Source organism: Gordonia hongkongensis (assembly GCF_023078355.1).
In the GTDB taxonomy this organism is placed as follows: Bacteria; Actinomycetota; Actinomycetes; order Mycobacteriales; family Mycobacteriaceae; genus Gordonia; species Gordonia hongkongensis.
Genome location: NZ_CP095552.1, coordinates 5,187,884 through 5,207,717, shown reverse-complemented (window position 1 = coordinate 5,207,717; position 19,834 = coordinate 5,187,884). Strand labels below are relative to the sequence as shown.

The 19,834-nt window shown below is 67.7% G+C and carries 15 protein-coding genes and 1 pseudogene; 6 read left to right on the top strand and 10 right to left on the bottom strand.

The genetic code is table 11. The features are described 5' to 3' along the window. Window positions 1-112 precede the first annotated feature (112 nt). From MVF96_RS23435 to MVF96_RS23425, 3 genes are all read left to right on the top strand, one after another. Window positions 113-1,444 (top strand): FMN-binding glutamate synthase family protein, encoded by a 1,332-nt coding sequence (locus tag MVF96_RS23435; protein WP_159371721.1) that lies wholly within the window; start codon window positions 113-115, stop codon window positions 1,442-1,444. Continuing rightward, window positions 1,441-2,631 (top strand): NAD(P)/FAD-dependent oxidoreductase, encoded by a 1,191-nt coding sequence (locus MVF96_RS23430; RefSeq protein WP_159371720.1) that lies wholly within the window; start codon window positions 1,441-1,443, stop codon window positions 2,629-2,631. Before MVF96_RS23435 ends, MVF96_RS23430 begins: the two co-directional genes overlap by 4 nt. A 94-nt stretch (window positions 2,632-2,725) precedes the next feature. After that, entirely contained in the window at window positions 2,726-3,373 is a 648-nt protein-coding gene (locus tag MVF96_RS23425) for a helix-turn-helix domain-containing protein (RefSeq protein ID WP_374193967.1), read from the top strand. 9 nt (window positions 3,374-3,382) lie between these two features. Here the strand turns inward: MVF96_RS23425 and MVF96_RS23420 are convergent, their stop codons facing one another. Beyond that, window positions 3,383-4,069 (bottom strand): EthD domain-containing protein, encoded by a 687-nt coding sequence (locus tag MVF96_RS23420; protein WP_247450674.1) that lies wholly within the window; start codon window positions 4,067-4,069, stop codon window positions 3,383-3,385. A 352-nt stretch (window positions 4,070-4,421) separates the two neighbouring features. On the opposite strand from MVF96_RS23420, the gene MVF96_RS23415 reads away from it, so the two are divergent. Further along, the gene (locus tag MVF96_RS23415; protein WP_137808695.1) at window positions 4,422-5,507 is read left to right on the top strand and encodes an IS110 family RNA-guided transposase; all 1,086 of its coding nucleotides are present in this window, start codon (window positions 4,422-4,424) and stop codon (window positions 5,505-5,507) included. 551 nt (window positions 5,508-6,058) lie between these two features. Here the strand turns inward: MVF96_RS23415 and MVF96_RS23410 are convergent. The 9 genes from MVF96_RS23410 to MVF96_RS23370 form a co-directional block, all read right to left on the bottom strand. Then, entirely contained in the window at window positions 6,059-7,345 is a 1,287-nt protein-coding gene (locus MVF96_RS23410; protein ID WP_068972103.1) for an MFS transporter, read from the bottom strand. A 57-nt stretch (window positions 7,346-7,402) separates the two neighbouring features. Continuing rightward, window positions 7,403-7,876: a MarR family winged helix-turn-helix transcriptional regulator gene (locus tag MVF96_RS23405; RefSeq protein ID WP_247450673.1), complete on the bottom strand. Its 474-nt coding sequence runs from the start codon at window positions 7,874-7,876 to the stop codon at window positions 7,403-7,405. Window positions 7,877-7,967: 91 nt separating this feature from the next. Then, a complete protein-coding gene (locus tag MVF96_RS23400; protein ID WP_247450672.1) occupies window positions 7,968-8,597 on the bottom strand; it encodes a TetR/AcrR family transcriptional regulator in 630 nt (209 codons plus the stop codon). Window positions 8,598-8,726: 129 nt separating this feature from the next. Further along, a complete protein-coding gene (locus MVF96_RS23395; RefSeq protein ID WP_247450670.1) occupies window positions 8,727-10,256 on the bottom strand; it encodes an acyl-CoA synthetase in 1,530 nt (509 codons plus the stop codon). A gap of 7 nt (window positions 10,257-10,263) precedes the next feature. Then, window positions 10,264-11,391, bottom strand: a complete 1,128-nt coding sequence (locus MVF96_RS23390) for a DUF5938 domain-containing protein (RefSeq protein ID WP_065631111.1) — start codon at window positions 11,389-11,391, stop codon at window positions 10,264-10,266. Between the two features lie 79 nt (window positions 11,392-11,470). After that, window positions 11,471-12,274 (bottom strand): SDR family NAD(P)-dependent oxidoreductase, encoded by an 804-nt coding sequence (locus tag MVF96_RS23385; protein ID WP_205333794.1) that lies wholly within the window; start codon window positions 12,272-12,274, stop codon window positions 11,471-11,473. A gap of 261 nt (window positions 12,275-12,535) precedes the next feature. Continuing rightward, the gene (locus MVF96_RS23380; protein WP_159371711.1) at window positions 12,536-14,629 is read right to left on the bottom strand and encodes a PhoX family protein; all 2,094 of its coding nucleotides are present in this window, start codon (window positions 14,627-14,629) and stop codon (window positions 12,536-12,538) included. 221 nt (window positions 14,630-14,850) lie between these two features. After that, the gene (locus tag MVF96_RS23375) at window positions 14,851-16,878 is read right to left on the bottom strand and encodes a TPM domain-containing protein (RefSeq protein ID WP_159371710.1); all 2,028 of its coding nucleotides are present in this window, start codon (window positions 16,876-16,878) and stop codon (window positions 14,851-14,853) included. Window positions 16,879-16,971: 93 nt separating this feature from the next. Then, window positions 16,972-17,805: an LLM class F420-dependent oxidoreductase gene (locus MVF96_RS23370; protein ID WP_247452170.1), complete on the bottom strand. Its 834-nt coding sequence runs from the start codon at window positions 17,803-17,805 to the stop codon at window positions 16,972-16,974. 51 nt (window positions 17,806-17,856) lie between these two features. Here MVF96_RS23370 and MVF96_RS23365 point away from each other — a divergent pair. Both MVF96_RS23365 and MVF96_RS23360 read left to right on the top strand, forming a co-directional pair. Continuing rightward, a pseudogene (locus MVF96_RS23365) lies at window positions 17,857-19,015 on the top strand (MalY/PatB family protein). An 84-nt stretch (window positions 19,016-19,099) separates the two neighbouring features. After that, window positions 19,100-19,747 (top strand): class I SAM-dependent methyltransferase, encoded by a 648-nt coding sequence (locus MVF96_RS23360; RefSeq protein ID WP_247450669.1) that lies wholly within the window; start codon window positions 19,100-19,102, stop codon window positions 19,745-19,747. The last annotated feature ends 87 nt before the right edge of the window (window positions 19,748-19,834 follow it).

Genomic DNA, 19,834 nt, shown 5'->3' with positions numbered 1-19,834 from the left:
GCGAGGAGCGATAGCGCGGCCGACCACCTGCTCCCTGAGGTGCGAGGAGCGTTAGCGACGAGCCACGAAGGGCCGCAACGCCGCACGACCACACGACGAAAGAGAACTACCGATGACCAACAACCTGAGCATCGAACAGCGCGGCCTGCGTGAGTCGGCCACGTTCGACCGCACCACCATCGCCGCGATCCAGCGCGCGGCCGAGACCGGCATCTACGACATCCGTGGCTGGGGCGCCAAGCGCAAGCTGCCGCACTTCGACGATCTGCTGTTCCTCGGCGCATCGATGTCCCGGTACCCCCTCGAGGGTTATCGCGAGCGCTGCGACACCGACGTCGTCCTCGGCTCGCGAAATGCGAAGTACCCGTTGCATCTCTCCACCCCGGTGACGATCGCCGGGATGAGCTTCGGCGCGCTGTCGGCCGGGGCGAAGGAAGCGCTGGGGCGCGGCGCCTCGGAGGTCGGTACCTCCACCACCACCGGTGACGGCGGGATGACGCCCGAAGAGCGGGGTCAGTCCAAACACCTCGTCTACCAATATCTCCCGTCGCGATACGGGATGAACCCCGACGACCTGCGCAAGGCCGACGCGATCGAGATCGTGCTCGGCCAGGGTGCCAAACCGGGCGGCGGGGGAATGCTGCTGGGACAGAAGATCTCCGAGCGTGTGGCGGGCATGCGTACCCTGCCGCAGGGAATCGACCAGCGCAGCGCGTGCCGTCACCCCGACTGGACCGGACCGGACGACCTGGCGATCAAGATCAACGAGTTGCGCGAGATCACCGACTGGGAGAAGCCGATCTATGTGAAGGTCGGCGCCACCCGCACGTATTACGACGTGAAACTCGCGGTGCATTCCGGCGCCGACGTCGTCGTGGTCGACGGGATGCAGGGCGGAACTGCGGCGACCCAGGACGTCTTCATCGAGCACGTCGGCATCCCGACCCTCGCCGCCATCCCGCAGGCGGTGCAGGCCCTGCAGGAGTTGGGTGTTCACCGAGAGGTCCAACTCATCGTGTCGGGCGGAATCCGCAACGGCGCCGATGTCGCCAAGGCGATGGCCCTCGGTGCCGACGCCGTCGCCATCGGCACCGCAGCGCTGATCGCGTTGGGCGACAACGATCCCCGATACGCCGCGGAGTACGAGGCGCTGGGATCGGCCGCCGGTTTCTACGACGACTTCCAGGACGGGCGCGATCCCGCGGGCATCAGCACGCAGGACCCGGAACTCTCGGCGCGTTTCGACCCAGTCCTCGGCGGAAAGCGCCTGGCGAACTTCTTGCGCGTGATGACGATGGAGGCCCAGACGATCGCCCGTGCGTGCGGCAAAGCGCACCTGCAGCATCTGGAGCCCGAAGATCTCGTCGCCATCTCGATCGAGGCGTCGGCGATGGCCCGCGTTCCGCTCGCCGGGACGAGTTGGATTCCGGGGGCGGGCCTGTGAGCACCGAGACCGCCTCGGTCGTCATCGTCGGTGGCGGCCTCGAGGGCGTGGCGGCCGCCTGGGCCTTGGGACAACGCGGCATCACCGATGTGATCGTCTGCGAGCGGGACACCGTCGGCGGCGGGATGACGGGCAAGTCTTCGGGAATCGTGCGGTGCCACTACGGCGTCGGTTCGCTGGCGGCGATGGCCGCGGTCGGACTCGAGGTCTTCGAGAAGGCGGAGGAGATCTTCGGCTCCGACATCGGATTCCGTCAGACCGGATATGTCGTCGGCGTCGGCGAGCCGAATGTCGAGAACATGCGCAAGAGCCTCGCGGCGCAACGTGCGGTCGGCGTGCAGACCGAGGAGATCGACGCCGCCGATGTCGCCGCGATGTGGCCCACCGCCGACCTCGAACCCTTCGCGGCCTTCGGTTGGGAAGAGCGCGGCGGCTACGGGGACGCGTATCAGACCGCGCAGGCCTTCGCGGCCTCGGCGCGGGCAACAGGAATCCGAATTCGTCAGGGCACCAACGTCACCGGCCTAATCGTCGACGCCGACCGGGTGACGGGAGTCCGACTCGCGGACGGTTCGACGATCTCCGCGGACACCGTGGTCGTCGCCACCGGTGTCTGGTCCAAACCGTTCCTCGCGCCCTACGGGGTCGACATCCCGATCGAGGTGCACCGCGAACAGATCGTGATGATTCACCCCGGTGAGGACCTCGGCGAGGTGCCGGTCTTCTCCGACCTGGTGTCGCTGCAGTACGTCCGACCGGACGTCCGCGGCGAGATTCTGTTCGGCAACAGCGATCTCGCGGCGCTCGACATAGCGAATCCCGACGACTACCGGAACCGCGCGGACTCGGACTTCATCGACCTCACCGTCGACAAGGTCGGCACCCGGTTCCCCGGGTTCACCGATCCGGCGATCACCACGAGCTACGCCGGGTGTTACGACGTCACACCCGACTGGAATCCGATCATCTCCAGCGGACCACTGGACGGGCTCGTCCTGGCGGCCGGGTTCAGCGGCCATGGGTTCAAGATCTCGCCGGCGGTCGGCCGGTTGATCGCCGACCTCGTCGTCGACGGACGCAGCGCGGACCCGCGTATTCCGGAGTCGGACTTCCGGTTCACGCGGTTCGCCGAAGGCGACCTGCTGACGACGCGCTTCCCGTATGTGGGAGCCGGCGAGATGCGCTGACCGGGACGCCGGATGATCCGAGGCCGTGGCCGTCGACAGGGGTGGAATCGTGTGTCAACTGTCAGGAAACGTTGTTTCTCACTATGCTGGCGGCGTGACGGACGACCCATTGATCCGGAATCAGTCCGGCACCGCGCGAGAGAGACCTGTCGACCAGTCGGTCGAGGAGCTGGAGCTCGAGACGGCGATCGCGCACAACGTGCGTCGCCTGCGACGTCAGCAGGGACTGTCGGTGGGAGACATGGCCACTCGCGTCGGCATCTCCAAGGCGATGCTGTCGAAGATCGAGAACGCCCAGACCTCGTGCAGTCTCAGCACGCTCGCCCGCCTGGCCAACGGCTTCGACGTGTCGGTCACCTCGCTGTTCCGCGGCGCCGAGATGGAGCGGTCGGCGGTGTTCGTCAAAGCGGGCGAGGGCTCGGAGATCGTGCGCGAGGGGTCCCGGGAGGGTCACGAGTACGAGCTGCTCGGGTCGCTGCGCGGTGAGCACAAACGCCTGGAATGTCTCCTCGTCACCTTGACGGAGAAGTCGGTGACCCAGCCGTTGTTCCAGCATGCGGGAACCGAGTTCCTGTACGTCCTCGAGGGCGTGATGGACTACGCCCACAGTCGCTCGGTGTACCGGATGCATCCAGGCGACTCGCTACAGATCGACGGCGAGGGCGCGCATGGACCCGTCGAACTCGTCGAGCTGCCGGTGCGCTTCCTGTCGGTGATCGCGTTCCCGGATTCGGCCGTGTGACAGCCCCATTCAGGTTCGCGACCGGCTGAGGTCGAAGTCGTAGCGCGAGGTCGGCACCACGTCGAGGTGGCGGTCCGCGCCGAAGCGGGACACGCTCTCGAGCATCAGGGTCATCCGGCGCTCGAGTTCCAGCTGATCACCGCCGCTTCCGTAGAACGCGTGGATGTCGCTGACCGCCGCCATCGGGAACAGTTCCTCGACGATGGCCGCGACCGGCGGGATGTCCTCGGTCAACGGTCGTTCGACGATGTTCTGGACGTAACCGAACGTGGCCTGGGTGTCGATGGCGACCTGGGTGTGATCGTCCAACCAGCGGCGCAACCACTCGGCGTGGTCGAGTTCGTCGGGTCGCCGCAGGAACGCGACGTTGGACAGGGCGTCGATCCGCGTCCCGTCCGCGGGCAGGTCCGGATTGAGCGGCGCCCGCGCGGTGACCGCCCAGGCAGCGATCGGACCGTCGAGTTCGTCATCGACGACGGCAAGGACCGGGTCGGGGTCGGGCGCCCAGAAGGACAGCACCGCGACGATGGGCGGGTCGAGTTCGTCGATGCGCATGGCCCCGGAGACCGCGTCGTCGCTGAGGTTGACCTGCACGCGCGTTGCCCCCGCTGCCATACAGCGCTCGACGAGATCGTCGGCGTCGGTGCGGCTCGGCCCGTCGCCCCGGATGGCGACGATCACCTTGGAACTCGTCATCCCGCGGACGGTACCGGTCGTTCCGCGCGCCGGTCGCCGATTCGCAGATCCATCCGCGCTTTTGCTCCCTGAGCTGTGGGGAGCGCAAGCGACAGCCCCCTGCTCCCTGAGGTGCGAGGAGCGCAAGCGACAGCCCCCTGCTCCCTGAGCTGTGAGGAGCGCAAGCGACAGCCCCCTGCTCCCTGAGGTGCGAGGAGCGCAAGCGACAGCCCCCTGCTCCCTGAGGTGCGAGGAGCGATAGACGGTATGAGGGCCTTGGGGCCGAAGGCCTCAAGCTGCAAACACATCGTGGGTTGCTGCTGCTGAGTTCACACTCGGCGGTAGCACCACATTGCAGATCAGGAGGCCTCCGGTGATTGTTCAGGGTACAAGTGTCGGATTGGATGTTCACGCACGCTCGGTGGTCGCTCACGCCATCGATGAAGACACCGGGCAGGTGATTCGGGAGACCTTGGTCCCTGATGCGGCGACCATCGTCAGCTGGCTACAAGGCCTGGCCCCGCCGGTGCGGGTGGCCTATGAGGCCGGTCCGACCGGCTTTGGATTGGCGCGGGCGATCACGGCGGCCGGGATGGAGTGTGTGGTTGCCGCGCCCTCGAAGCTGCAGCGGCCAGCCGGGGACCGCGTCAAGACCGATGCCCGAGACGCTGCACACTTGGCGAAGTTGCTGCGCCTGGGCGAAGTGGTGGCGGTCAGTGTTCCTGAGGTGGGCACCGAAGCCGCACGGGATCTGGTCCGCGCCCGCGAGGACGCCCGCAGCGACTTGATGCGCGCTCGGCATCGATTGTCCAAACTGCTTCTGCGACAGGGGATCGTCTACTCCGGCGGGAAACCCTGGACCGGTGTTCATCAGCGGTGGCTGCAGCGTCAACGTTTCGAGCTGCCGCTGCTGCAAGCCGCCTTCGACAACGACCTGGACGCGGTGTTGAGCGTGACCGCCCGCCGTGACCGCCTCGATGAGCTGATCGAACAGACCGCGGCCACCGATCCGTGGCGGGCGGTGGTCACCCGGCTGTCGTGTCTGCGGGGCGTGTCGACGCTGACCGCGTTCGCTTTGGCGGTCGAGATCGGCGACTGGTCACGGTTTAGTGGCGCCACGATCGGCTCCTACGCCGGGTTGGTGCCCTCGGAATACTCGACCGGCGGGACCCGCAGTCAGGGATCGATCACCAAGGCCGGTAACGCCCACGTGCGGCGGCTATTGGTCGAGGCGGCCTGGCAACACCGACGCCCCTACGCCACACCCGGACAGACCATGCGCCGCCGGTGGGAGGCTGCTACACCGGCTGCCCGCGCCCGTGGCCATGCCGGCAATCGTCGGCTACACAAGCGCTGGCAACAATTCGACCGCCGCAGCAAACATCCCTGCGTGGCCAACACCGCGATCGCTCGTGAGCTCGCCGGCTGGTGCTGGTCGCTGGCGGTGCTCGACGACTAACCAGCACTGACACACAATCTTGGCCACCCGTCGCGGGACTCCCGCTGTGGTGAACAGGGAACGAATCCACGGCGTCGCTATGTGCGCCAGCACTTTTGGGTGCACGGTACGCACGTTTACATAGACCCGTCGGCCAGCGTTTTCATCTCCTGTCGAACACCGTTGAGCGGTAACCAACCCGCGTATATCAGTCCGACAACACCGTCGCGAGTAACGACCACCACACACCGCGGCGGGTGGCCAACCCCACAACAGCCCCTGAGAAGGAGGCAATTTCGCCATGGGACTTGACAGAGCAGCACTACATATCAGCGACGAGCCACGAAGGGCCTGGTGAGACACGTTGCGTGGCCCTTCGTGGCTCGCTCCGCTCGCACCTCAGGGAGCATAGAATTCGGGCGCCCAGGAGTGTTCGCTCGGTGGTCCACGACGGCCGTCCGGCCGCTCCTCAGGGAGCGGAGGCGTCGCGCTCGTCGCACCTCGGGGAGCGGGAGGGGGCCGTGCTCCTTGCGCCTGTGCTCAGGGAGCGTGAAGCCGCGTGTGCGCGAACCTCAGAACTCCTCGGCGCCGATGAGAGCGGCATCGTCGGCGACCTTGTGGTCGTGGGCGACCTTGGCCAGCGATACCGCGCCGAGGGCGACGACGCAGTATCCGGTGGCGAACCACCACGGTGTCGCCTCCGAACCGGTCCACTTCGCGAGGTACGCGACGAGCACGGCCGCGATCGCGGCGCCCATCCAGCGGAGGAAGCTGAACCCGGCACTCGAGACCGAGCGCGGGGTGTCGCCGCCGACGGCCGACATCGCGACGTCGGTGAAGAGGGTGTTGAGCACGCCCGAGGGGAAGCCGGAGAGGATGACGGCCAGGCCGATCAGCCAGATCTGTCCGGTGAACGTGCCGATCCCGGCCAGCACCATGACAAGTCCGTATGTCGAGATGGCAACCATGACACCGGCCTTCTCACCGACGACCCGAGCGAGCAGCGGCGCGACGAAGACTCCGGCGACCGCGGTGAGTAGACCCCAGCCGAAGAAGACGAGTCCGGCGTAGATGGGTCGCAGGCCCATCGCGATCGGCGCCCAGGCGATCACGGTGAAGAGGGCGCCCGTGTAGAAGGCGGAACCGACGGACGTGACGAACAGGGTGCGGTTGCGCAGGACCTTGATCGGGTCGACGATCCGGACCCGCACTCGTTCGGACCGGGGGCCGTCGGCGGGAAGCATGAACGCGCACAGGATGGCTCCGGCCAGCATCAGCAGGGCGGTACCGGCAAACGGTGCGCGCCAAGTCCATTCACCGAGCGTCGCACCCAGGAGCGGTCCGACGGCCAGCCCGATGCCCAGGGCGGCCTCGTACATCATGATGGCGCTGTTGCGGTTGCCCACCGCCGATTGGACGATGAAAGCCAGTGCGGTGGCGAGGAACAGTGCGTTGCCGAGACCCCAGATCACCCGGTAGGCGATGAGCTGGTCGATGTTGTCGGCGAAGGCCGAGACGCCGGCTGCGACGACGATGAGTCCCAGCCCGACGGTGAGTGTGCGTCGCGGCCCGAAACGGTATGCGGCCCAACCGGTCAGCAGCATCGCGACGCACTGGACGCCGACGTAGACACCGAACAGGAGCGTGAGCTTCTCCGGTGGGGCGTTCAGCGCTTCGGCGATGCTGTGCAGGATCGGATCGACGAGGCCGATGCCCATGAAGGCGATGACGGCGGCGAAGGCGGTGATCCACACCGCGCGCGGTTGGGCGCGCAGAGAGGCGAGCATCGACGGTTCGGTTGCGGTGGTGTCGCGCGCCACCGCGGCGGTGTCGCCCGGGGTGTGTTCGGTGACGGTCATGAATTCCTCTGCCAGATCAGGCGGACGGCCGGCGGTGTCGAACCCCGACCGGGCCGCTCACGCACTCGCCGGGCGGGCGGGGTGCGATACCGGGTGATTGTCGAGATGGTCGCGCAGGGCCTGCAGGGCCGGTCCGGCCGCGGCGATGGCTTCGCGCTGCTGATCGTCGAGTGCGGCGAGCGCACCGGTCAGGATGACGTCCCGCTCCTCGCGGATCTGCCGCACGAGGGTGCGCCCGTGGTCGGTGAGGCCGACGAGCACGGCTCGGCGGTCGTCTGGATCAGGTCTGCGTTCGACCAGGTCGTGCTTGGTGAGTCCGTCGATCACCGACGTCGCTGTCGGCATGCGGATGGATTCGCGGGTGGCGAATACACCCATCCGCATCGGCCCGTGATCGGCGAGGACGCTCAGGGCAGACGTCTGCGCCGCGGTCAGCTCGACCGACGGTGCGCGACGACGAAGGGCCAGGTAGAGCCTGGTGATCGTCGGCCGCAGGGTCTGGGCGAGCTGGGCGGGGTCGGAAGCGGACACGTTTAGAGAGTCTAATACTTAGGGATTCGAAGTATTAGGGCGGAAGGCTGTGACGCTGCGCACGCATCTGCGACTCGACTCGTTCAGACGGTCAGTGGTGCCCCACGACTCCGAAGAAGGCGATCAGGTCCTCGCGGGCGGTCGCGACGCCGTCGGGCCGGCCGTCGATCTCGCTGAGCAGTCCGCGCTGGAAGATGCCGTCGAGCGCGATGTAGGCGACCGCCGGTGTCACCGCGGGCTGCGTCCCCGACAACTCGCAGAATCTCTCCACCACACGCCAGATCATCTCTTCGCGCCGGCGCTCGATCTCGATCACGTCCGCGCGGAAGGAGTCGTCGAACATGCTCTGGTTGCGCAGGTCGTACCAGAGCCGATGAATGGCTGCCTCGGAGTGCATGCCTGCGAAGAAGGTGTCGGCGAACTCGTCGCGCAACTGGTCCGCGGTCACCGCCTGGGCCACGACCTCGTCATAGCGGGTGACGCAGACGGCCTCGTACTGCCGGACCGCGTGGGCGATGAGGTCGAGCTTGTCGGTGAAGTAGTAGTGCAACACGCCGTGCGAGTACTCGGAGTTCTGCGCGATCTCGCGCAGGCTCGTCCGCGCGTACCCGAGTTCGGCCAGCGTCGTCAGAGTCGCCATGGCCAGCTCGTCGCGCTTGGCCTGGAACTTGTCTCGTGCGCGGGCCTCGATGCGGGCCTGTCGGTCGACGACCTGTGTCATCTCGCGGTCCTTGCCGGGGATTCCCTTGCTCGGGAAGTGATGGAGTTCGAGACCCGAGTGTACCCACCCGGCCGAGTTCGACGCTTGTCGGCGCCAGCCGGGCGGGCACCGGGTGAGGCCTCGATCCGGTCAGCTGAATGCGCCCCGGACCTCGGTCTTCAGGATCTTGCCGATCTTGGACCGCGGCAGCTCGGTCCAGATCTCGATCTCCTTCGGCGCCTTGACGCTGCCGATCCGTTCCTTGACGAAGGCGATGAGCTCCTCGGTGTCGGCGTCGTGCCCCGCACGCAGTTCGACGGCGGCCGTCACGCGTTCGCCCCATTTGGGATCAGGCAGCCCGATGACGGCCGAGTCCTTCACCGCCGGATGGGCCAGCAACGCCTGTTCCACCTCGGCCGAGTACACGTTGAACCCGCCGGTGATGATCATGTCCTTGGCGCGGTCGACGACGAAGAGGTAGCCGTCGTCGTCGAGGTAGCCGATGTCGCCGGTGTGATGCCAGCCGTGCGCGCTCACTTCGGCGGTGGCCGTGGGGTTCTCGTGATACCCGTCCATCACGAGCGGTCCCCGGACGACGATCTCCCCGCGCTCGCCGCGACCCAGCAGCGACCCGTCCTCGGCCATGATCGCGACCGTGGTCAGCGGTGTCGGCCGCCCGGCCGATCCGAACCGCTCGGTGGCCATCGACCCGTCGTCATGGAAGTGCTCGGCGGGCGCGAGGGTGGCGATCATGTTCGGCGCCTCCGTCTGCCCGAACAACTGGCCGAGCACCGGTCCGATACGCGTCAGTGCTTCTTCCAGCCGCGTGGGCGACATCGGCGCCGCGCCGTACCACAGACATCGCAGCGAGCTCACATCCCGACTGTCGAGGTCGGGATGGTCGAGCACCCCGTAGATCACCGTCGGCGGGAGGAAGGCGTGGGTGATTCGATGCCGCTCGATCAGCGCCAGGAAGTCCCCGATGTCAGGTGCCGGCATGATCACGACCTCCCCGCCGAGGCTGAGGATGGGGAACGTCAGCACCCCCGCCGAGTGGGTCAGCGGGGCGAGCGCCAGGTACCGGGGGCGCTCACCGAACGGGTAGCTCATCAACGCCAGTGCCGTCGAGGTCATCATGTTGTCCTCGGTGAGTCGCACCCCCTTCGGTCGGCCGGTCGTCCCGCCGGTACCGGCGAGCATGCACAGACCGCCATCTGGTCGTCGGCGTTCGTCCGGCTCGGCCCGATGTTCGTCGAGCCAGCCGTCGAACGGCCTCGCCCAGTCGACGTCGCCGTCCAGACAGATCATCCGGTCCAATTGCGGGAGCTGATCTTTGATCTTCTCGATCAGGCCGGTGAACTTCGCCTGGAAGAACAGCAGCCGACACCCGAAGAGATCGAACAGCTGTCGGTTCTCCTCGGCCTCGTTGCGCGGATTGACCGGGCACCACACAGCACCCGCACGCGAGATGCCGAAGACGCATGTCAGGGCCAGCGGATCGTTGGCCGAGAGGACGGCGACCCGGTCACCGGCCTCGATCCCGTTGTGCTGCAATGCACCCGCGATGGCGGTGGACCGATCCTGGACCTCGCCGTAGGTCGAGGTGACCCCGCCGGCGGTGAGGCACGGCGCGTCGCGCCCCAGCGAGGCGCCCTTGTCGAGGTACTCCGAGAGTCGCATGTCGTCCTCAGCGGTGCACGGTGACGATCGGGTCCAGGACCAGACCGAAAGCGCGTAGGGTGCCGAGCAATTCGCGATGGCCGAACGCCTGGCAGCTCGAGACGAAGCCGACACGGCGGGGGCGGGCCTGGAGGAGTTCGTTCGCGGCGTGCGCGTTGAGCAGGGCGGTCTGCTTGTAGTTGGAGTTGCCGTGGATCACGCAGTGCGCGCGGCCGAGCGGACCGGAGGCGTACACCGAGTCCAGCGAGGTGTTCAGGCGCGGGTTCTCACGCGGGGGCATCTCGCTGCGGATGGCGGCCGACTGCTCGTCGATGATCCGGTACTTCTCCTCCTCGGACTTGCCCTCCATCTGTTCGAGCGCGGCGGCCACCAGAACCGGAACGCCCTGCATCAGTGGCCGGTTGAAGACGCCGCCGAGTGCCTTTGCGGTGGCCACGCGCGGGTCGTTCTTGAACCACACCGGGTGTGATGTACCGCCCCAGGGCAGAGCGAGACCGAGGTCGTGCTGGCCGGGCACGCTGACCGTGTACAGACCCGCGTCCGCCGGCCATTCGACGTACTCGTTCTCCTCGAGGTAGTACGCCTTCGCGAATGCCGCATTGGTGAGGATCGTGTTGGTCGACGCGACGGTCGGGTGGCCCTTCCAGAACACCTGGATGTCGAGGGTGTCCAGTCCGGGGTTCTCCAGGCAGATGTTCGCGGCGATCTCGCCGATCGAGTACATCTGCGCCAGGCCCGGCGTCAAGACCAGTTCGCGAGAAGCGAATTCGGCTCCGTACTGCGCCTCGGCATCGATCATCCAGTTCTGTTCACCGTTGGTGTCGGTGTAGTGGGCCCCGATCTCCAGGCACGCCTGGACGACCTCGTGACCGTAGCGGGCGAACGGCCCGACCGTGTTCAGTACGACGTCGGCGCCGCGGAAGGCCTCGGTCAGCGCCTCGACCGTGTGCTCGACCTCGACGATGTCGTACGCGACCGTGTCGATGCCCGGCACCGCCTCGACGGCGCTCTTCAGCCGGGCGTGGTCGCGGCCCGCGGCCAGGAACGGAATGTTGTACTCGCGCAGGTACTCACAGATCAGTCGGCCGGTGTATCCGGACGCTCCGTAGACGACGACGCGTTTGTCGGTGGGCATGGTGGGACTCCTCGTGTCTGGTTCGGGTGTTCGATGCGGGTGTTCGGGAAAAGCGTTGCGGCGGTGGACGTCGGCGGGATCACATCCCCATGCCGCCGTCGACCGGGAGGCCCGCGCCGGTGATGAACTTCGCGGCGTCGGAGACGAGGAAGACCACGGCGTCGGCCATGTCGTCGACCTGACCGAGCCGGCCCAGCGGCGTCAGTTCGGCGACCGCCTGGGCAGCCGCCTCCGGGGATTCGAACAGCCCCAGGGCCGCGGTCTCGACGGCGAGCTTGTTGCCCATCGCGGTCGGGGTGAGTGCGGGATAGATCGAGTTGACGCGCACTCCGTAGCCGAGCTTGCCGGATTCGGCGGCCGCCACCCGGGTGAGGCGGTCGATACCCGACTTCGTCGCGGAGTAGACGCTGATGCCGGGGAAAGCGATTGTCGCAGCGACGGATGCGATGTTCACGACGGCTCCGCCCCTGCCTGCGATGCCGCCGGGACGCATCGCGCGGAACGCGTGCTTGATGCCGAGGGCAGTACCGAGCACGTTGACGTCCAGCATCTTCGACGCCTCGCCGGCGTCGAGATCGACCAGGAGGTTCGTCACCTCGATGCCGGCGTTGTTCACGACGATGTCGAGCCCGCCCAGCGACTCGACGGTCGACGCCACGGCCGACTCCCAGGCTGCGTCGTCGGTCACGTCGAGCGCGACGAACTCGGCCTTCGCGCCTTGTGCCCGAAGCGTTTCGACCGTCTGCCGACCGCCGTCGGAGTTCACGTCGCCGATCGCGACGGACGCGCCCGCTGCGGCGAGCGCCTCGGCCATCCCGGCACCGAGACCCTGTGCGCCACCGGTGACCAGTGCCGTCCGCCCGGTCAGGTCATAACTCGTCATCGTTCCACCTCCGTGAGACCGCCTCGACCGAGGCGGAGAAGCAAGACACAGTCGAGACGACATGTGCTGCACGCCACACTAGGCCTGGGTCTTGACAGTCGTCAAGAAAAACCTTGACGACTGTCACGATCGGGGTGTGGTCCACGAAAGATCCAGGTCAACGGCTCGGTGCCGCTGGACAGTCCTGGTGGGAGATGCAGAACACCCCCGAGCCGGGCGGCAGTGGCCGGGACTCGAGGGTGCTCGGATGACGAGGTGTGGTCAGACGCCGATCTCGCCTCCGTTGTCGCGCCACACGGCGACGACGGAGGGCCGGGGCTGCGATTGTCCGCCGTCGGGCCAGTGCGACGCCGGGTTGTCCGCGGAGTGGTCGTCGAGTTCGCCGGGATGCTGAACCGCGATCAGGACACGATTGGTGTCGATGATCGGGCCGCAGGTCTCGCCACCCTTGGGCACGGTCAGGAACTGCTTGGTCTCCCCGCGTCGATCGCCGTCCAGGGCGACCGCGAACAACCCGTCGTTGCTGTCGAGTGCGTTGCCGTCCGTGGAGATCCACAGATTGCCATGTGGATCGAACGCGACGTTGTCGGGGCAGGAGATCGGACTGACCTTGGTCTTGTCGAACCCGCCGTAGTAGGTGTCGGCAGCAGCCGGGTCGCCGCACACCAGCAGGAGTTCCCAGGTGAACTCGGTGCCGGTGTGGTCGTCGGTCATCTCGAGGACCTGACCGTTCTTGTTCTCGTTGCGGGGGTTCACCGCATCGGCAGGCGCTTCTCCATCGGTGCCGCGATCGTCGTTGTTCGTCAGCGCGCAGTAGACCTTGCCGGACTTCGGATTCGGTTCGATGTCCTCGGGCCGGTCCATCTTGGTCGCGCCGACGGTGTCGGCGGCCTGCCGGGTGAACACCGCGACCTCGGCGGGGGACATGCCGCGGATGTACGAGCGTGCCGAACCGTCGGCATTGACCGTCAGCAGCGGCTTCCAGGACCCCTTCCCGGCGAATTTCTCTGAGGCGGGCGGGGTTCCGGTGCCGTCCACCGGGTCGGGGGAGTCCCCGGTGAAGGTGGCGACGTAGAGCGTGCCTTCGTCGAGGATGCCCATGTTGTGGTCGCGGGCCGTCTTCGACAGGCCGGACTTCATCTTGCGGCTGGAGACGAACTTGTAGATGTACTCGAACCTTTCGTCGTCACCGCTGTAGGCGACGACGGTGTCCTTGTCCGGCCCGCTCCCGACCACGTAGATGTTCGCCGATTCGTGCTTGAACCGGCCCATCGAACTGTGCTTCACCGGAACGGAATTCGGGTCGTGCGGATCCACCTCGACGATGTAACCGAAGCGATTCCCCTCGTTCGGCTCGACGGCCAGGTCGAAGCGCTTGTCGAACCGTCCCCAGTAATGCTCGTCGCCGTCGTCCTCGAAGGAGTAGCGCTCGAGCCGCTCCTTGGCCTTGGCGTCGGTGACGGTGCTCGGGTTCGCGAAGTAGTTGTTGAAGTTCTCCTCCCCGGAGAGCATCGTGCCCCACGGGGTGAGACCTCCGGAACAGTTGGCGAAGGTGCCCAGGACAGTGGTGCCCGCCGGGTCTGCGGCCGTCTTGACGAACTCGCTGCCCGCGGCCGGGCCGGTGAGACGGAACGGACTCGAGGCAGCCAGACGTCGGTTGCGAGGGCCCACAACGGTTTTGAGAGCGCCGCTGCCGGATTGCGCGGTGACCTCGACGACTGCGATGCCGACCGACGCCATGGCGATGCGGGCCTGCTGCTCGGTGGGTTCGCCTTCCTTGTAGCCGGCGAACATGAAGGGCTCGGTCGGATACTCCAGGTTGGCGACCAGGTAGTGGTGATCGGCGACGCCGTCGACCGGGATCAGGCCGGCGAAGTCGTTGTTGAAGCCGAACTGCCCGGCCTGCGCCTCGGGTGTCTGATTGGCGAAGTCGAACTCGGGAGCGCCGGGCAGGATCGGGTCGCCCCACCTGATCACCACCTCCTGGCGGTACCCGTCCGGGATCACCACGGCGTCCTCCGTGTTCGGTGCGACGGCGGCGAAGTTCATGCCCGGCATCGCATCTCCGGATGTCGCACCGCTCGACGACGAGGCCGACTCCGACGACCCGGAGTCACCGCACGCCGCGAGGAGCGAGGTCGCACCGACGGCCACCGCTGCACCGGCCGAGGTCTTGAGAACGCTTCGACGCGAGACCGCGGTGCGGACGATGTCCCGGAAGTAGTTGTTGTCGCTGGTGTTCCCGGGATCGTGGCGGCACGCGTCGCCGCACTTGTAGCGGCATGTCACGTAGGCGCGGGACGAACGTCCGGCATCCTCGCCGGTGGACATGAACAGCTGCAACGGAATACGCACACGGGCTCCTCTGAAAACATGGTCGCGCCACGGGGCCGGCGCACGACGAGGAGCACGTTAGGAGGATGAAACGAACCGATGGCTACCCGAGCGTTAACGGCAGCCCAACACCCCTGTTGGTTCCACGTGGAACATCACGCGGCCGTGTCGATCCGGCCCGCTCGCTGCGCTCCCGGCGCCGTGCTGATTCGGCCCGCTCGCTGCGCTCCCGGCGCCGGGGCCTAGAACCGCCCGCCGGTTCCGATCCGGCCCGACGACCCGGAGCCGCCGAAGGAACCGGGGCTGCGTCCGCCGCTTCCGAAGCCGCCCCCGCCGAAACCGCCGCCGAATCCGCCCCCGCGTCCCGCGACGGTGCCGCGTAGGAAGCTGTCGACGAGGATTCCGCCGAGGACCGCACCGGCGGTGGACGAGCCGCCCGGATGTCGCTGCTGCGACTGCCAGTCGACGACGTCGGTCTGAGCGGCCATGAGCGCCTGGTCGGCCAGGGAACCGGCGCGACGTGCGGTCGCGGTCGCCACCGGTGCATCGGTGGCAGCGGCGTCCATCGCGGACTGCAGAAGCCGCTGCGCCTCCGCCAGTCGGGTACGTGCCGTGGACTGCACGGCCCCGCGGCGGGTGCCGATGAAGTCGGCCGCCGCCGTCACCTTGGCCTCGGCCGATTCGAGTGCCGCGGTGAGGACCTGTGCACGACGGATGCGCTCGGCCGCGGCGTCCCGGGCCGCGGCGAGTGCGTCGTCGAGATCGGCATCCGCGTCGACGAGCGCCGTGAAGGTACCCAGCGGATCGGCGTCGAAGTTGCTGCGGGCATTGGCGACCGCGGCGCTCGCGACCTCGATCGCAGTCACCAGCGAGGTCCCGCCGGTCTGTGCCAGGGCGTTGGCCTCGGCCAGTTCGTCGTCCACCTCGGCGATGAGCGCCGGCATTCGCGAGCGGGCGACGGCGATGTTCGCATCTGCGTGATCGATGGCGTCGAGCAGCGTGGTCGCCTGCTCGATCGATCCCTCGGCCGACCTGATCGCAGCGACGGCCGGTCCCTGCTGACCCACCGGTGCGGCGATGGCGGCGCGCCCCTGATCCGCGGTCGCCTCGGCGAAGTCGATCTGGGCTCGGGCGAGATCGACGTTGTCGAGGATGGAGGTCAACGTGGCCTCGCCGTGCTTGCCGATGAGGTCGGTCAGCTGCTGCGTCGCCGTCTCCAGACGGGCGCGTAGACCGATGAGTTGCTGGGTGATGGCGTCGAATCGCGAGTCCGCATTGATGAGGAGGTTGCGCATCGCGTCGAAGTTCTCGACGTGGTCGTCCAGCGTGCTGTCGATCTCGGTGCAGGTGGTGATGATCTGGACGAGCATCGAGCGTCGTTCGTCGTCGGTCTCGGGAACGTTGTCATCGAGACGCTGGCGCAGCCCGAACGCCCGTCCGAGCGCCTGTTCGGCGTGCCGCACGGTGTCGGTGAACGGAGCCGTCTCGGCCTCACCGAACTCGCCGACCGCCAGCTGCAGCTCTTCCTTGCTGGTGCGGATGGCGTTGTCGAGGTCCGTGAGCACCTCACGCGACCACGGGTCGAGCACCTCGACGGGTTGCGCGGCCAACTGGTCGACAGTCAGTTCCTGCTCTCGCAGGGTCTCGACGCTGTCGTCGATACGACGCTGCTTGCGGCGTCGGGAGTAGAGGTACGCGCCGCCGCCGCCGAGGATGGCCACGCCGCCGACGACGCCGGCTGCGATCAGGCCGGTGTGGTTCGGATCGAGTGCGCCGGACAGTCCGTTGACCGCCGCCAGGCCCGCACCTGCCCAGTTCTCGTCGCGCAATTGCGGGACGACGTCGTCGTTCGCGACTTCTTCGAGTGTCGATTGATCGAGGCCGCCCACGCTGTCGGGTGCGAACAACCGATACGCCCGGTCCTCGGTGGCGACGGCGAGCAGGGCGTCATGGTCACCCAGCTCGCTGGCGGCGGCGGTCCGATCCGCCCATTCCTCGCTGGTCAGACCGTCGAAATCGCGGACGTACACGATCCACATCTGGACCGCGTGGGCGTTGTAGAGCGAGTCGATCGCCGTCTCGAGTTCGGCGCGCTGCGCCGGGGAGATCGCATCGGCGGAGTCGACGACGTAGTTCGGCAGCCGGGTGGGCGGCTCCGCCGACGCCGCGCCGGGGGACGCCAGGGCCATGAGGACGCCCAGCAGTCCCGTCAGCGCGACCGCCGAAGCCGCGCGTGTCAGCAGTTCCCGAAGTGCCGGCACTCGATGCATGATCACAAACCTAGCCGTGCGGGCGTGCGGTGTCGTCGACGCCTTCGGGGGAGTGTCGGCACCCGGGCGCGGGTGCGCCCGGGTGCTACGCGGTCAGTTCCGCGAGTCGCGCCACCGACACAGCGCCTCGAGTGCGGTGAGGTCGTAGTCGGGGCCGGTGACGCCGACGGTCAGCAGCGTGACGCCCTCGTCGGCGAGCGCATCGGCATCGCGCAGCAGCGCGTCGGTGTCCCCGTCGAACTGCACGCCCGACGACCGCTCGATGGTCTCGGGATCGCGACCCACGGCGGCGCAGTGCTCGGCCAGCACCTTGGACTTGTGCCGGTACTGCTCGACGTCGTTGAAGCCGTGCCAGACGTCGCCGTGCTCGGCGATGTAGCGCAGCGTCTTCTTCTCGCCGCTGCCGCCGATGAGGATCGGGATGTCGCGGGTGGGAGCCGGATTCAGCTTGGCCAGCCGCGACTTGATCCGCGGGAGGGCGGCACCGAAATCGTTCAACCGGGAACCGACGGTGCCGAAGTCGTACCCGTACTCGTCGTAGTCCTTCTGGAACCAGCCGGCCCCGACGCCCAGGATCAGACGGCCGTTGCTGATGTGGTCGACGGTGCGGGCCATGTCGGCGAGTAACTCCGGATTCCGGTAAGAGTTGCAGGTCACGAGCGCGCCGATCTCCACCCGGGAGGTCTGCTCGGCCCAGGCGCCGAGCATCGTCCAGCATTCGAAGTGTTCGCCCTCGGGGGCGCCGTACAGCGGATAGAAGTGATCCCAGTTGAACGCGATGTCGACGCCCGTGTCCTCGGCGCGGCGGACCGCGTCACGGATCAGCGAGTACTCGGGTGCGTGCTGGGGCTGGATCTGGACACCGATGCGAATGGGGAGGCCATGCCGACCAGTCTGCCCGCTGACGGCGGAATCGTCGACGGACATGGTGGCCGCGCAGTGGTGGTGCGGCGTTGGCATCGGCGGTACGAAGTAGCGGTGAGCATCAGACCGGTCGCGCCGCCGCTCGACGAACTACGCCGTCGTACCAGCGCGAAGTGGAACACGCACCCCGACGACGTACTACCGCTGTTCATCGCGGAGATGGACTATCCGCTCGCACCGGTGGTCGCCGACGCCATCATCGACCGGGTACGTGCGTCCGACATCGGTTACGCGGCGACCTCGGGTTCGGCAGGGGAGGCCTTCGCCGGGTTCGCCGACCGTCGGTGGGGGTGGCGGGTGGATCCGGCTGACGTCAACTCGACGACCGACGTGAGCGTCGTCATCGTCGAGAGTCTGCGTGTCGCGATCAGTCCCGGCGACGGTGTCGTGCTGATGCCCCCGGTCTATCCGCCGTTCTTCGAACTCATCCCGGAGGCCGGAGGTCGCGTCGTCGAGGTGCCCCTTCTCGAGGAACGCGGGTCGTCGTCGACGACCTGGCGGATGGATCTGGCGGGCATCGAACGCGCCCTCGCCGCCGGGGCCCGCGCGGTTTTACTGTGTCACCCGCACAATCCGCTCGGTCTCGTCCACGACGCCACCGACCTCGCGCGACTGGCCGACTTGGCCGCGGGCGACCGTTGTCAGTGACGAGATCCATGCGCCGCTGGTCCACCCCGGCGTGGAGTTCGTCCCGTTCCTCGCGGTGAGCGACACGGCGCGCGACGTCGGCGTGGCCGCACATTCGGCGAGCAAGGCCTTCAATCTCGCCGGTGCCAAGTGCGCGCTCACGGTTGTCGCGTCGGATCGGGGCCGGGCTCTGATCGCGCGGCAACCCGACGAGGTGCGCTATCGCACGAGCATCATTCTGGGCCGCGCTGCGGCCGAAGCGGCATTGGCGCACGGTGACGAGTGGCTCGACGCCACCCTCGAGGTCATCGGGGAGAGCTTCGATCTCCTCGAACAGCTGCTCGCGCAGCATCTTCCGACGGTTCGGTACACGCGGCCGGAGGCGTCGTATCTCGCCTGGCTCGACTTCCGCGAGACCGGGCTGGGCGACGACCCCGGGCTCGTCATTCTCGACAAAGCCCGCGTCGCCCTGCATTACGGACACGCCTTCGGGAATCCGGGTGCCGGTTTCGTTCGACTCAACGCCGCCTGCTCCGCCGACGTGCTCACCGAGGCCATCCGGCGGATCGCGGGCGTGGTGCACTGACCCGGGGTCTCCCTCCACCATCACTTCTTGCCGGATCGGCAACCGTCCTTGCCGCTCACGACGGTGCGTGCCAGAGTCGAAGGCATGACAACCGAGAACAGCCACCGCCCCCAGGCCGCCACCGAGTCCCGGGGGAGCAACGATCCGGGAACCGCCGAAGGCTGGGACGAGCGGTACCGCAGCGCGGACCGTTTGTGGACCTCCGACGTCAACCCTGCGCTCGTCGCCGAGGTGTCGGACATCGAGCCGGGCACCGCGCTCGACGTCGGGTCGGGCGAGGGGGCCGACGCCCGATGGCTCGCCGACCGCGGATGGCAGGTCACGGCCCTCGACATCTCGCAGGTCGCGGTGGATCGGGCCCGTGAGATCGACCCGCGGCCGTCGATCACGTGGTTGCGTGCCGACGTGATCGCCGAGGACGTGCCGGCGGCCGGGGTCGACCTCGTGACGTTGCACTATTTCCCGATTCCGAAGGAGGGTTTGGACGCCGCGCGGCGGCTGGTCGACGCCGTCGGCCCCGGCGGGTCCCTGCTCGTCGTGGCACACGCCCCCGAGGGTGTGCGTGCGCATGGCTTCGACCCTGATGCCTATGTGCAGCCCAAGGGCTTCGTGGCCTTGCTCGGCGACGGTTGGGAAATCGTCACCGACGAGACGCGGGAACGCGGCAAGGCCGCGGGAGGCGGCCACCACACCCACGACGTGGTGTTCCGGGCGCGACGCCGGGCCGCCTGAGATCCCCTTGCGTTTTGTCCCGGTAGCCGGGACAAAACGCAATCGGATCTGACGGGTGGCGGTCGTGACTTCAGCTCCGCCCCGAAT